General features: G+C 67.8%; 10 protein-coding genes. All 10 read left to right on the forward strand.

Annotated features, from left to right (window positions below):
• The first annotated feature begins 23 nt into the window (after positions 1 to 23).
• The 10 genes from pheS (at position 24) to argH (ending at position 12601) form a co-directional block, all read left to right on the forward strand.
• Positions 24 to 1070, forward strand: a complete 1047-nt coding sequence (gene pheS / locus CCONF_RS05650) for a phenylalanine--tRNA ligase subunit alpha (protein WP_290226113.1) — start codon at positions 24 to 26, stop codon at positions 1068 to 1070.
• Positions 1071 to 1108: 38 nt separating this feature from the next.
• Positions 1109 to 3622, forward strand: a complete 2514-nt coding sequence (pheT, locus tag CCONF_RS05655) for a phenylalanine--tRNA ligase subunit beta (RefSeq protein ID WP_290226114.1) — start codon at positions 1109 to 1111, stop codon at positions 3620 to 3622.
• Between the two features lie 145 nt (positions 3623 to 3767).
• Positions 3768 to 4826 (forward strand): N-acetyl-gamma-glutamyl-phosphate reductase, encoded by a 1059-nt coding sequence (gene argC, locus CCONF_RS05660; protein WP_290226117.1) that lies wholly within the window; start codon positions 3768 to 3770, stop codon positions 4824 to 4826.
• 69 nt (positions 4827 to 4895) lie between these two features.
• Positions 4896 to 6110 (forward strand): bifunctional glutamate N-acetyltransferase/amino-acid acetyltransferase ArgJ, encoded by a 1215-nt coding sequence (argJ, locus tag CCONF_RS05665; protein WP_290226120.1) that lies wholly within the window; start codon positions 4896 to 4898, stop codon positions 6108 to 6110.
• Between the two features lie 51 nt (positions 6111 to 6161).
• Positions 6162 to 7109, forward strand: coding sequence for an acetylglutamate kinase (argB, locus tag CCONF_RS05670; protein ID WP_290226121.1), 948 nt, complete (start codon positions 6162 to 6164; stop codon positions 7107 to 7109).
• A complete protein-coding gene (locus tag CCONF_RS05675; protein ID WP_290226124.1) occupies positions 7106 to 8275 on the forward strand; it encodes an acetylornithine transaminase in 1170 nt (389 codons plus the stop codon). Before argB ends, CCONF_RS05675 begins: the two co-directional genes overlap by 4 nt.
• A gap of 88 nt (positions 8276 to 8363) precedes the next feature.
• The gene (gene argF / locus CCONF_RS05680; protein ID WP_290226126.1) at positions 8364 to 9314 is read left to right on the forward strand and encodes an ornithine carbamoyltransferase; all 951 of its coding nucleotides are present in this window, start codon (positions 8364 to 8366) and stop codon (positions 9312 to 9314) included.
• A gap of 4 nt (positions 9315 to 9318) precedes the next feature.
• On the forward strand, positions 9319 to 9810 hold the full coding sequence (locus CCONF_RS05685) for an arginine repressor (protein WP_290226127.1): 492 nt from the start codon (positions 9319 to 9321) through the stop codon (positions 9808 to 9810).
• Positions 9811 to 9937: 127 nt separating this feature from the next.
• Positions 9938 to 11155 (forward strand): argininosuccinate synthase, encoded by a 1218-nt coding sequence (locus tag CCONF_RS05690; protein WP_290226129.1) that lies wholly within the window; start codon positions 9938 to 9940, stop codon positions 11153 to 11155.
• Positions 11156 to 12601, forward strand: coding sequence for an argininosuccinate lyase (gene argH, locus CCONF_RS05695; RefSeq protein WP_290226131.1), 1446 nt, complete (start codon positions 11156 to 11158; stop codon positions 12599 to 12601). It begins immediately after the preceding gene.
• Positions 12602 to 12777: the final 176 nt, after the last annotated feature.

Raw genomic sequence — 12777 nt, forward strand, 5'->3', positions numbered from 1 at the left:
CGTGAGAAGAAGGTTGAAGCGACGTGTCAGATACCCCCGAGATTGAATTGACAGAGGTGGCCTTGGCCGCGGCCGCAGACCAGGCCATCGCCGCGTTTGAGGGAGCCGAGGACCTGGCCGGGCTGGCGCAGGCGCATCGGGAGCACTTGGGCGAGCAGGGATATATCCCGCAGGCCCGCAAGTCCTTGGGATCGCTACCGAAGGAGCAGCGCAAGGACGCCGGCAAGGCTGTCAACATGGCGCGCGGCAAGGCCGAGAAGCGCTACGCGCAGCTGAAGAAGGAGCTCGAAGAGCGCGCCCGCCAGGAACAGCTGGTCGCGGAGACGGTGGACGTGACTATCCCGACCACCCGCGCCCAGACCGGTGCTCTGCACCCGATTACGGCTCTATCCGAGCGGATCGCCGATATTTTCGTCGGCATGGGGTGGGAGATCGCCGACGGGCCCGAGGTCGAGGCCGAGTACTTCAACTTCGACGCGCTGAACTTCAAGCCGGATCACCCAGCCCGCACGCTGCAGGACACCTTCCACGTCTCCGTGGAAGACTCCAAGCAGGTGCTGCGCACGCACACCTCGCCGGTGCAGGTCCGCACCATGCTGGACCGCGACGTCCCGCTGTATATCGCCTGCCCGGGCCGCGTGTTCCGCACCGACGAGCTGGATGCCACCCACACCCCGGTCTTCCACCAGGTCGAGGGTCTGGCCGTCGACAAGGGCCTGACGATGGCCCACCTGCGCGGCACCCTGGACCACCTGGCCCAGGTGCTCTTCGGGCCGGAGACCAAGACCCGCATGCGCACGAACTACTTCCCGTTCACCGAGCCGTCGGCCGAGGTCGACGTGTGGTTCCCGAACAAGAAGGGTGGCGCCGGCTGGATCGAGTGGGGCGGCTGCGGCATGGTCAACCCGAGCGTGCTGCGCGCCGTCGGGGTCGACCCGGCCGAGTACACCGGCTTCGCCTTCGGCATGGGGCTGGAGCGCACCCTGCAGTTCCGCAACGGGCTGTCCGACATGCGCGACATGGTCGAAGGCGACGTCCGCTTCACCCTCCCGTTCGGAATCCAGGCTTAGGCCGCTACCCAGACTCTTAGAAAGGAAGAATTCACCACATGCTTATTTCGCAAGGCTGGGTAACCCGCGTGCTTGGCACCCAGAACCCGGACTGGTCGGTCAGCTCCGAGGAGCTCGACAGCGGCTTCGTGCGCGTCGGCTTCGAGACTGAGGGCTACGCTGCGCTGCCCGAATCGACCGGCCCGCTGGTCATCGGCCGGGTCGAGGAGATCGAGGAGCTGACCGGCTTCAAGAAGCCGATCCGCTACTGCCAGGTCAACGTGGGCGAGGCCAACGGCACCGGCGAGCTGCAGGGGATCATCTGCGGCGCCCGTAACTTCCGCGAGGGCGACTACGTGGTCGTCGCGCTGCCCGGCTCGGAGCTGCCCGGCGGCTTCCAGATCGCCGCGCGCGAGACCTACGACCACATCTCCAACGGCATGCTGGCCTCGGCCGCGGAGCTGGGCTTCGGCGAGAATGCTGACGGCATCATCACCCTTGGCGAGAAGGCCGGCCCTGTCGGCCGCGACGCCCGCGAGGTTATCGGCCTGGACGAAACCGTCTTCGACGTCAACATCACCCCAGATCGCGGCTACGCGCTGTCGGTGCGTGGCCTGGCCCGCGAGGTGGCCTCCGCCTTCGACTCCGACTACCGCGACCTAGCCGAGGACCCGGCCGCCGCGGGCATCGATACCGCCAACGTACCGGCGGCCGACGATGCCGCCGGCGCGCTGCCGGTCGACCTGCGGGAGGAGACCAAGGCCCAGCGCTTCGGCCTGCGCAAGGTCAGCGGCATCGATCCGCAAGCGCGCACCCCGTTCTGGCTGGAGCGCGAGCTGATGCTCTCCGGCCAGCGCAGCGTCAACCTGCCGACCGACGTCACCAACTACCTCATGTTGCTGCTGGGCTCGCCGATGCACGCCTTCGACGCCAACCAGGTCTCCGGCGGGCTGGTTATTCGCAACGCCGAAGCGGGGGAGAGCTTCCAGACCCTGGACCACGTCGACCGCACCCTGGACGCCGAGGACGTCGTTATCTGCGACGACAACGGCATCCAGTCCCTGGCCGGCGTGATGGGCGGAACCACCTCGGAGATTTCAGACGAGACCACCGACGTCATCTTCGAGGCCGCGATCTGGGATCCGATCACCGTGGCGCGTACCTCCCGCCGCCACAAGCTGTCCTCGGAGTCCTCCCGCCGCTTCGAGCGCGGCGTGGATCCGGCACTGACCGAGGTGGCCCTGGACTACGCCTGCGCGCTGCTGCAGCAGCTAGCCGGCGGCACCATCGAGGCCGGCCGCACCCTTATCGGCGAGGTCCAGCAGCCGGCCGCCATCGAGCTTCCGGTGGATATGCCCGGCCGCTACGCCGGCGTCGACTACTCCCGCGAGACCGTCGTTAACCGTCTCCAGGAGGTCGGCTGCCAGGTCGAGGACGCGGATTCCGAGACCTTGTCGGTTATCCCGGCTACCTGGCGCACGGACATCGGCATGGACGTCGACCTCATCGAGGAGGTCCTGCGCCTGGAAGGCCTGGCTGACATCCCGTCCATCCTGCCGACCCCGCGCGGCGGCCGCGGCCTGACCCCGGCGCAGAAGCGCCGCCGGGCGATCGGGCACAGCCTGGCCTACTCCGGCTACGCGGAGATCATCCCGTCGCCGTTCGTGTCCAACGACACCTTCGACGTGTGGGGGCTGGCTGCCGACGATGCCCGCCGCCAGACCGTCGCCGTGCAGAACCCGCTGGAGGCCGACAAGGCCCAGCTGTCGACGACCCTGCTGCCGAACATGCTGGAAGCCCTCAACCGCAACGTCTCCCGCGGCCAGTCCAACCTGCGCCTCTACGGCCTGCAGCAGGTCTCCTTCCGCCGCGCGGATGCCACCCCGATGCCCTCGGTCGCCTCCCGCCCGGACGAGGAGACGCTGGCCGAGCTGCTGGGCACCCTGCCGGAGCAGCCGCTGCACGTGGCCACCGTCTCCGCGGGCTTCGCGGACAACCCGGGCCCGTGGGGCGAGGGCCGTGCCTACACCTACGCGGACGCCATCGAGTCCGCCCGCGTCGTTGCCCGCGCGGCCGGCGTGGAGCTGGACGTGGAGGCCGCTAGCGAGCTGCCGTGGCACCCGGGTCGCTGCGCCGCGCTGAAGGTGGGCGAGAAGGTTGTCGGTTACGCCGGCGAGCTGCACCCGCAGGTGTTGGAGAAGCTAGGCGCGCCGGAGCGCACCTGCGCCATGGAGTTGGACGTCACGGCCCTGCCGTTGGACGAGCGTTTCCCGGCGCCGGTGCTCTCGGCGTTCCCGGCACTGCACCAGGACATCGCCCTAACCGTCGCCGAGGACGTGCCGGCCGAAAAGGTCCGCCGCGTCATTGCACAGGGCGCGGGAGAGCTGCTCGAGTCCGTGGAGCTCTTCGACGTCTTCCGCGGTGAGCAGCTGGGCCAGAACAAGAAGTCCCTCGCCTTCAAGCTGCTCTTCCGCGCCCCGGACCGCACGCTGACCGACGAAGAGGTCAACGCGCACCGCGAGGCCGCAGCCGCCTTGGCCGAGCAGGAACTGGGCGCCCAGATCCGCGCCTAAGGCCACGCCCGTACCTACCCCCGCCGCACCCAGCGGTGGGGGTTATGCATTTTCGGGGGTAGTAGAAACCTTAGAAAACGGGAAATATCCCGGAATTACGGTGCATAACTTACGTTCGGCTGCATATTTAAGTATGCTCGCCGCTATGAGTATTCACGTCGCACTAGCTGGCGCCACCGGGTACGCCGGTGGCGAAATCCTCCGCCTCCTGCTGTCACACCCCGCGTACCGCCGTGGCGACCTGACCATCGGTTCGTTGTGCGCGCACTCTCAGGCCGGGGCATCTGTGGCCGAGTCCCTCCCGCACCTGCCCGAGCTGTCCGACCGCACACTGGAGGACACGACCGTCCAGAACCTGGCTGGCCACGACGTCGTCTTCCTGGCTCTGCCGCACGGTCACTCGGCCGCCCTGGCCCAGCAGCTGCCGGACGAGGTCCTGGTCATCGACTGCGCCGCCGACTTCCGGCTGAAAGACTCGGCCGCCTGGGATACCTACTACGGCACAGAGCACGCCGGGCCGTGGCCCTACGGCCTGCCGGAGCTGCCCGGCCACCGGGAGGCCATCGCGGGCGCGCGCCGCGTGGCCGTGCCGGGGTGTTTCCCCACGGCTGTCACCTTGGCGGCCGTCCCGGCGCTGCAGGGCGGCACCGTGGAGCCGCACTTCGACGTCGTGGCCGTCACCGGACTGTCGGGGGCGGGCAAGAAGGCCGCGGTGGCCTTTAGTGGCTCCGAGACCATCGTCAACGTCAAGGCCTACAGCCCCGGCGGTACCCACCGGCACACCCCGGAAATGGTCCAAAACCTCTCCGAGCTCGTGCCCGGCGTGACCGTCAGCTTCACCCCGGTGCTCGCCCCTATGACGCGGGGAATCCTGGCCACGGTGAGCGCCCGGCTGGCCGCCGGCGCCGCAGAGGACGCCGCCGCCGTCGAGGACGCTGCCCGGCGCGCCTACGCAGCGGCGTATGCGGACGAGGCGTTCTGCCAGCTTCTTCCGCAGGGTATCCAGCCGCAGGTCAAGCACGTCGTCGGATCCAACTTCGCCCAGATCCAGGTCCACGTCGACGCGGTGGCGCGCCGCCTGATCATGACCTGCGCCATCGACAACCTGACCAAAGGCACCGCCGGGGCCGCAGTGCAGTGCCTCAACCTCGCTCTGGGCTGGGAGGAAACCGCCGGGCTGACCGGCACCGCCGTCCTGCCCTAGAGGCGGGTGAATCCTCCCCGCCGCCCCTTTCTTTCCCCAACCCTTTTAAGCACCTTTTAGGAGAACCCCATGCACACCCACACCCTAGAAACCGACGCCGCCCCGGACGAGTGCGGCGTCGTGACCCCGGCGGGCTTCAGCGCTTACGCTGCGACTGCCGGGCTCAAGCCCTCCGGCAAGCCCGACATGGCGCTGGTCGTCAACGAGGGCCCGTCCAGCGCGGCCGCCGCGGTCTTTACCCAGAACCAGGTCGTGGCCGCGCCCGTCAAGTACAGCCGGAAGGCCGTGGCCGACGGCAGCGTGCGGGCCGTGGTGATCAGCTCCGGTAACGCGAACGCCTGCAACGGCGCCCAGGGCGACAAGGACGCCCGGACCATGGCCCAGGAAACGGCTCAAGCCCTGGGGGTAGAGCCGCAGGAGGTGGTGGTCTGCTCGACTGGCATTATCGGCGAGCCGATGGACATGCCGGTGGTGGCCGGTGGCATCGACAAACTGGGCGCGCAGGCCGCCCAGGGGGCGGGCGCAACGCCGGAAGCGGCACAGCAGGCTGCGGAAGCCCTCATGACCACCGACACGGTGCCCAAGCAGGCCGCAGTTCAGCGCGAGGGCTGGTCCGTCGGCGCGATGGGCAAGGGCGTGGGCATGCTGGCGCCGTCACTGGCGACGATGCTTGCCGTTATCACCACCGACGCCGACGTCACCTCCGGGCAGCTAAAGACCGCGCTGGAGGCGGCGATGCCGCAGACCTTCAACACACTGGACATCGACGGCTCCACGTCTACCAACGACACGGTGGTGGCGCTGGCCTCGGGCCAGGCCGGCATTACCCCCGACCAGGCAGAGCTCAACGCCGCCATCCATGAAGTCTGCGCCGCGATCGCCGCGCAGATGCAGTCCGATGCCGAGGGTGTGACCAAGCGGGTGCAGATCACGGTCACCGGCGCCCAGGACGATGCCGCCGCGTTGGTCGCCGCGCGGACCCTGGGCCGGGACAACCTTTTCAAGTGTGCGATGTTCGGCTCCGATCCGAACTGGGGCCGGGTGCTGGCCGCCGTCGGCATGGCGCCGGTGGCGATGGACCCGGACGGCATCGCCGTGCGCTTCAACGGGCACGTGGTCTGCGAGAACACGACGGGCACGCCGACCGCGCGTGAGGTGGACCTGAGCGAGCCGGAAATCGACGTCGCCGTCGATCTGGGCACGGGCGGCGCGGGGCAGGCGACGGTGCGGACGACGGATCTCTCGCACGCCTACGTCGAGATCAACTCCGCCTACAGCTCCTAGGCTCAGTGGCTTCGAAAAAGCATTAACAAGGACTAGGGGAGAAGAAGAGCAATGAATAATCCCACTACGGACCGACTCAGCGACGGGCAGCGGGCCCAGATCCTGGCAGAGGCGCTGCCGTGGCTGAAACACTTCCGCGACAAGATCGTCGTGGTGAAATACGGCGGCAACGCCATGGTGGACGACGCGCTCAAGGAGGCCTTTGCTGCGGACATGGTCTTCCTGCGCACCGTGGGAGCCAAGCCCGTGGTCGTCCACGGCGGCGGGCCGCAGATCAACGCGATGCTGGAGCGCGTCGGGCTGCACGGCGAATTCCGCGGCGGCTTCCGGGTGACCACCCCGGAGGTCATGGAAGTCGTCCGCATGGTGCTTTTCGGCCAGGTCGGCCGGGAGCTGGTCAACCTCATCAACTCCCACGGGCCCTATGCGGTGGGCACCTCAGGGGAGGACGCCGGGCTGTTCCGGGCCCGTCGCCGCGAGGTCACCATCGACGGCAAGGGCTGCGACGTCGGCCTGGTCGGCGAGATCACCGAGGTCAACCCCGCGGCCGTGCGCGACATCATCGATGCCGGCCGTATCCCGGTGGTCTCGACCATCGCCCCGGGCGATAACGGGGAGGTCTACAACATCAACGCCGACATCGCCGCCGGCGAGTTGGCCGTCGGGCTGGGCGCGGAGCGCCTAGTCATGCTGACCAACGTCGAGGGCCTATACACCGACTACCCGGACCCGGACTCGCTGGTTTCGAAGCTAGAGTCCAGCTGGCTCCGCGAGATTTTGCCGCAGCTGGACGCCGGGATGATTCCGAAGATGGAGGCCTGCCTCAAGGCCGTGGAAGGCGGGGTGAAGGCGGCGCACGTCATCGACGGCCGACAGGCCCATACCGTGCTCCTGGAGCTGATGACCATGGGCGGCATTGGCACGATGGTGCTGCCCGACGATTACCAAATCAACAATTACCCGGCCGGAACGGTATTTAGGAAGGATGACGCGAAATGAGCACCACCCCGCACTGGAATGACGTCATGATGAACAACTACGGTACCCCGCCGCTGACCCTGCGCAGCGGGTCGGGTGCCTGGGTGACTGACGACGCCGGCAAGGACTACCTAGACCTGGTGGCGGGCATCGCCGTGAACGCGCTGGGGCACGCCCACCCGGACATCGTCGCCGCGGTGAGCGAGCAGATCGCGCGCCTGGGCCACGTGTCCAACCTGTGCGCCTCCGAGCCGACGCTCCAGGTGGCGGCCGCCCTGCGGGAGAAGGTGGGGGATGACAGCGCCCGGGTCTTTTTCTGCAACTCCGGCGCGGAGGCCAACGAGGCCGCCTTCAAGCTCGCGCGCCTGACCGGGCGCCGGCGGATTCTCGCCGCCCACGGTGGCTTCCACGGCCGGACCATGGGCTCGCTGGCGCTGACGGGCCAGCCGGACAAGCAGCGCGCCTTCCGTCCGCTGCCCGGCGGGGTGGAGTTTTTCACCTACAACGACATCGACTACCTGCGCACCCTGGTAGAGCAGGACCCGGCCGACACGGCCGCCATCATCCTCGAGCCCGTCCAGGGCGAGGTCGGCGTTGTCCCCGCCACGCCGAAATTCCTGCGCGCCGCCCGCGCACTCTGCGACGAGCACGGCATCCTGCTGGTTATCGACGAGGTGCAGACCGGCATCGGCCGAACGGGCTCGTTCTTCTGCCACCAGCAGGCGGGCATCCAGCCGGACGTCATCACTCTGGCCAAGGGACTGGGCGGCGGGCTGCCGATGGGGGCGACGATTGCCCGGGGCAAGGCGGCCGAGCTGTTCGCGCCCGGTTCCCACGGCACGACCTTCGGTGGCAACCCCGTGGTCGCGGCCGCGGCCCGGGTGGTCATCGACCACGTCGACGAGATTTTCTGCCAGCGCGTCCAGGACGCCGGGGCCGCCCTACGCGAGGGCCTGACCGCCCTGGAGCAGGTGGACTGCGTGCGCGGCCAGGGCCTGTTGCTGGGCGTCGTGCTCAACCAGCCGCTGGCCAAGCAGGCCGTGCAGGCCGGCTACGCCCACGGCCTGCTGCTCAACGCCCCGAACGAGCACGTGCTGCGCCTGTGCCCGCCGCTGGTCATCACCGACGCCGACATCGACTTCGCGGTCACCGGGATTGCCGAGATCCTGGGCGGGCTCAGCAAATAACGGAAGCGCGTCGCCGCGCGTCCCTGCGGATTATGCATGCGGGGCTATAAAATAAGATCCAAGACACACCGAAAGGACAACCAACTAGATGACTACTAGCGCACAGCTTCGGCACTTCCTGGCCGATGATGACCTGAGCCCGCAGGAGCAGGCCGAGGTGTTAAACCTGGCCCTTAAAATGAAGAAGGACCCGTACGGCTATCGGCCCCTGGAGGGCCCGCAGACCGTCGCGGTGCTTTTCGATAAGACCTCGACGCGCACGCGCTTTTCCTTCGGCGCCGGAGTGCCGCAGCTGGGCGGCCACGCGGTGGTCTCGGACACCTCGGAAACCCAGATCGGCAAGGGCGAGTCCATTCAGGACACCGCCGCGGTGATGTCGCGGTTTGTCTCCGCCATCGTCTGGCGCACCTTTGCCCACCAGAACCTGGTGGACATGGTAGAAACCGCCACGGTCCCGGTGATTAACGCCCTGTCGGACGATCTGCACCCGTGTCAGATTTTGGCCGACCTTGTGACCTGCGCCGAGAACTTCGGCGGGGTAGACAACCTGCGCGAGAGGAAGGCGGTTTATTACGGAGACGGTGCCAACAACATGGCCAACTCCTACCTGCTGGGCTTTGCCACGGCCGGCATGGATATCACCATCTGCTCGCCGGCGCAGTTCCAGCCGGAGCAGCGCTTCGTCGACCGGGCGCGCGCTCGGGCGGAGGCCACCGGTGCTAACGTCGTTGTCAGCGATGACGTTGCGGCCGGGGCCGGTGCCGACGTGGTGATCACCGATACCTGGGTCTCCATGGGCCAGGAGGGCGATGGCAAGGACCGGCGCACCCCGTTCCTGCCGTACCAGGTCAACGATGAGGTCATGGCGGCTGCGGCCGACGACGCCATCTTCCTGCACTGCTTGCCGGCCTACCGCGGCAACGAGGTCACCGCCGAGGTGATCGACGGCCCGGCTTCCCGCGTCATCGACGAGGCCGAAAACCGGATGCACGCCCAGAAGGCGCTGCTGACGTGGTTGTTGGAACGAAAGGACAGCTAGATACATGACCGTGCCGAGTACCCGGAACGCGCGTCAAGCCAAAATCCTGGAAATCCTGGGAAAGACCCGGGTGACCAGCCAGGTGCAGCTTTCCGATCTGTTGCTGGACGAGGGAATCGACATCACCCAGGCGACGCTGTCGCGCGATCTGGACGAGCTAGGTGCTAAGAAGGTCAAGCGCGACGGCGGGCGTTCCTTCTACAAGGTCGGCGGGGAGCACGAGGACTTCGACGACCAGGTCAACGGGCCCCGGGAGAAGCTGCGCCGCATGGTCGACGAGCTGGTGGTCTCCCACGACCATTCCGGCAATATCGCCATGCTCCGCACTCCGGCGGGCGCGGCTCAGTACCTGGCCAGCTTCATCGACCGCGTGGGCCTGCCGGATGTCGTCGGGTGCATTGCCGGCGACGACACGGTCTTCGTCTTGGCGCGCGAGCCGGTGGCCGGCAAGCAGCTGGGGGAGCGCCTGACCGGGCGCAGCTCCGCGAGCGAGTAGCGCCGGCGCAGCAGCGCCAGGGGTGACACGCGGGGTGGGGGAGTTTCTTCCCCGCGCTCCCGGTGTATAATATTTATCCAGATGAATTAATTGCAGACAACCGTTCTCAAGAAGGAGAAGATTCGCAATGAGTGCACGCGTAGTGCTGGCCTATTCCGGCGGCCTGGACACCTCGGTGGCCATCCCGTACCTGGCCAAGATGACCGGCGGCGACGTCGTCGCGGTGTCCCTAGACCTTGGCCAGGGTGGGGAAGACATGGAGTCGGTCCGACAGCGCGCCCTGGACTGTGGCGCCGTCGAATCCATCGTCATCGACGCGAAGGACGAGTTCGCCGAGGAGTATTGTCTGCCGACCATCCAGGCCAACGGCATGTACATGAAGCAGTACCCGCTGGTTTCCGCCATCTCCCGCCCGCTCATCGTCAAGCACCTGGTCGAGGCCGCCCAGGAGCACGGTGGCACCCACGTCTCCCACGGCTGCACCGGTAAGGGTAACGATCAGGTGCGCTTCGAGGTCTCCTTCCGCGCCCTGGATCCGTCGCTGGAGATCATCGCCCCGGCCCGTGACTACGCCTGGACCCGCGACAAGGCCATCGCCTTCGCCGAGGAAATCGACCTGCCGATCGAGCAGTCCGCTTCCTCGCCGTTCTCCATCGACCAGAACGTTTGGGGCCGCGCCGTAGAGACCGGCTTCCTCGAGGATCTGTGGAACCCGCCGACAAAGGACCTCTACGCCTACACCGAGGATCCGGGCCTGGGCAACGCCCCGGACGAGGTCGTGATCTCCTTCGAGAAGGGCAAGCCGGTGGCCATCGACGGCCAGCCGGTGACCGTCCTGGAGGCAATCGAGCAGATGAACCAGCGCGCCGGCGCCCAGGGCATTGGCCGCCTGGACATGGTCGAGGACCGCCTGGTGGGCATCAAGTCCCGCGAGGTCTACGAGGCCCCGGGCGCGATAGCGCTCATCAAGGCCCACGAGGCTCTGGAGGACGTCACCGTCGAGCGCGAGCTGGCCCGCTACAAGCGGCTCACCGACGCCCGCTGGTCCGAAGAGGTCTACGACGGCCTCTGGTTCTCCCCGCTGAAGAAGGCGTTGGACCAGTTCATCCAGTCCTCCCAGGAGAACGTCACCGGCGACATCCGCATGGTCATGCACGCTGGTTCCATCGTGGTCAACGGTCGCCGCTCGGGCCAGTCCCTGTACGACTTCGACCTGGCCACCTACGACACCGGCGACGCCTTCGACCAGACCGCGGCGAAGGGCTTCGTGCAGCTGCACGGCCTGTCTACGCAGATCTCCAACCAGCGCGACCGGGACGGCGGCTTCCGCACGGGGGCGAAGTAGATGCAGCCGCACAAGACGAACGAGGGCGCCCTCTGGGGCGGCCGGTTCTCCGGCGGGCCTTCTGAGGCGATGTTTGCCCTCAGCGTGTCCACGCACTTCGACTGGGTCCTAGCGCCCTACGACGTGCTGGCCTCCCAGGCGCATGCGCGCGTCCTGCACAAGGCCGGCCTGCTCAGCGACGCCGACTTCGAGACCATGATTTCCGGCCTCCAGCAGCTGGGCGAGGACGTCGCCTCTGGCGAGTTCACGCCGAACGCCCACGACGAGGACGTCCACGGCGCCATGGAGCGCGGGCTCATCGAGCGCGTCGGCCCCGAGGTGGGTGGCCGGCTGCGTGCGGGCCGCTCCCGCAACGACCAGGTTGCGACCCTGTTCCGCATGTGGGTCCGCGACGCCATCCGCGACATCACGGCGCAGATCACCGAGCTGGTCGACGCCCTGGTCGAGCAGGCGGGCGCGCACCCGGAGGCGATCATGCCGGGCAAGACCCACTCGCAGGCCGCCCAGCCCATCCTGCTGGCCCACGAGCTGCTGGCCCACGCCCAGCCGCTGCTGCGCGACATCGAGCGCTTCCAAGACCTCGACAAGCGCCTGGCGATTTCTCCCTACGGCTCCGGCGCCCTGGCGGGCTCGTCGCTGGCGCTGGATCCGGAGGCTATCGCCGCGGAGCTAGGCTTCGACGCGGCGGCGGAGAACTCGCTGGATGCGACCGCCTCGCGCGACTTTGCCGCGGAGACCGCCTACGTACTCACGCAGACGGCCATCGACATGTCGCGCCTGGCCGAGGAGATCATCTACTGGTGCACGCCGGAATACGGCTACGTCAGCTTGGATGATGCCTGGTCGACGGGCTCATCCATCATGCCGCAGAAGAAGAACCCGGACGTCCCCGAGCTCACCCGCGGCAAGACCGGCCGGCTGATCGGCAACTTGACGGGCCTGCTGGCCACGCTCAAGGCGCAGCCGCTGGCCTATAACCGCGACCTGCAGGAGGACAAGGAGCCGATCGTTGACTCGGTCGCCCAGCTCAACCTGCTGCTGCCGGCGATGACGGGCCTGGTGAGCACCCTGGTCTTCCACGAGGACCGGATACGGGAGCTCGCCCCGCGCGGGTTTACGCTCGCCACCGACCTGGCCGAGTGGATGGTGCGCCAGGGCGTGCCCTTCCGCCAGGCGCACGAGGCTTCGGGCGAATGCGTGCGCATCGCTGAGGAGCGCGGCGTCGAACTCATCGATCTCACCGACGCGGAGCTGGCCGGGGTCCACGAGGCCCTCACGCCGGAGGTACGCGAGGTGCTGACCATCGATGGTGCGGTCGCCTCCCGCTCTACCAAGGGCGGCACCGCGGGCGTGCGCGTGACAGAGCAGCGCGAGCTGGTCGCCCAGCGTAACTCCCAGGCGAAGACCTGGGCGGAGACGCCGGTGATCCTCGGCGTCCAGAAATAGCACCGGCTAGCTTCCTCAGCCACCACTAACGAACCGGCGCGGCTTGGTTGTCTCCTGCGGGAGGCGGCAAGGCCGCGCCGGTTTTTGGATCGGCGGGGGAGCGGCCTACCTCTTTCGGGGCTAGTGATTTTCTCGGTATGGTGTTTTGTTTTCTGTGGTGGCGGGGTTGTGTCCGG

Origin of the sequence: Corynebacterium confusum, from assembly GCF_030408715.1 — a bacterium.
In the GTDB taxonomy this organism is placed as follows: Bacteria; Actinomycetota; Actinomycetes; order Mycobacteriales; family Mycobacteriaceae; genus Corynebacterium; species Corynebacterium confusum.

Bases quoted from the DNA above. Each gene is read 5' to 3' on its own strand.
- argH (WP_290226131.1), top strand. From the start codon at position 11,156: ATGCAGCCGCACAAGACGAACGAGGGCGCCCTCTGGGGCGGCCGGTTC.
- CCONF_RS05685 (WP_290226127.1), top strand. From the start codon at position 9,319: ATGACCGTGCCGAGTACCCGGAACGCGCGTCAAGCCAAAATCCTGGAA.
- argJ (WP_290226120.1), top strand. From the start codon at position 4,896: ATGCACACCCACACCCTAGAAACCGACGCCGCCCCGGACGAGTGCGGC.
- pheT (WP_290226114.1), top strand. From the start codon at position 1,109: ATGCTTATTTCGCAAGGCTGGGTAACCCGCGTGCTTGGCACCCAGAAC.
- argF (WP_290226126.1), top strand. From the start codon at position 8,364: ATGACTACTAGCGCACAGCTTCGGCACTTCCTGGCCGATGATGACCTG.
- argC (WP_290226117.1), top strand. From the start codon at position 3,768: ATGAGTATTCACGTCGCACTAGCTGGCGCCACCGGGTACGCCGGTGGC.
- argB (WP_290226121.1), top strand. From the start codon at position 6,162: ATGAATAATCCCACTACGGACCGACTCAGCGACGGGCAGCGGGCCCAG.
- CCONF_RS05675 (WP_290226124.1), top strand. From the start codon at position 7,106: ATGAGCACCACCCCGCACTGGAATGACGTCATGATGAACAACTACGGT.
- CCONF_RS05690 (WP_290226129.1), top strand. From the start codon at position 9,938: ATGAGTGCACGCGTAGTGCTGGCCTATTCCGGCGGCCTGGACACCTCG.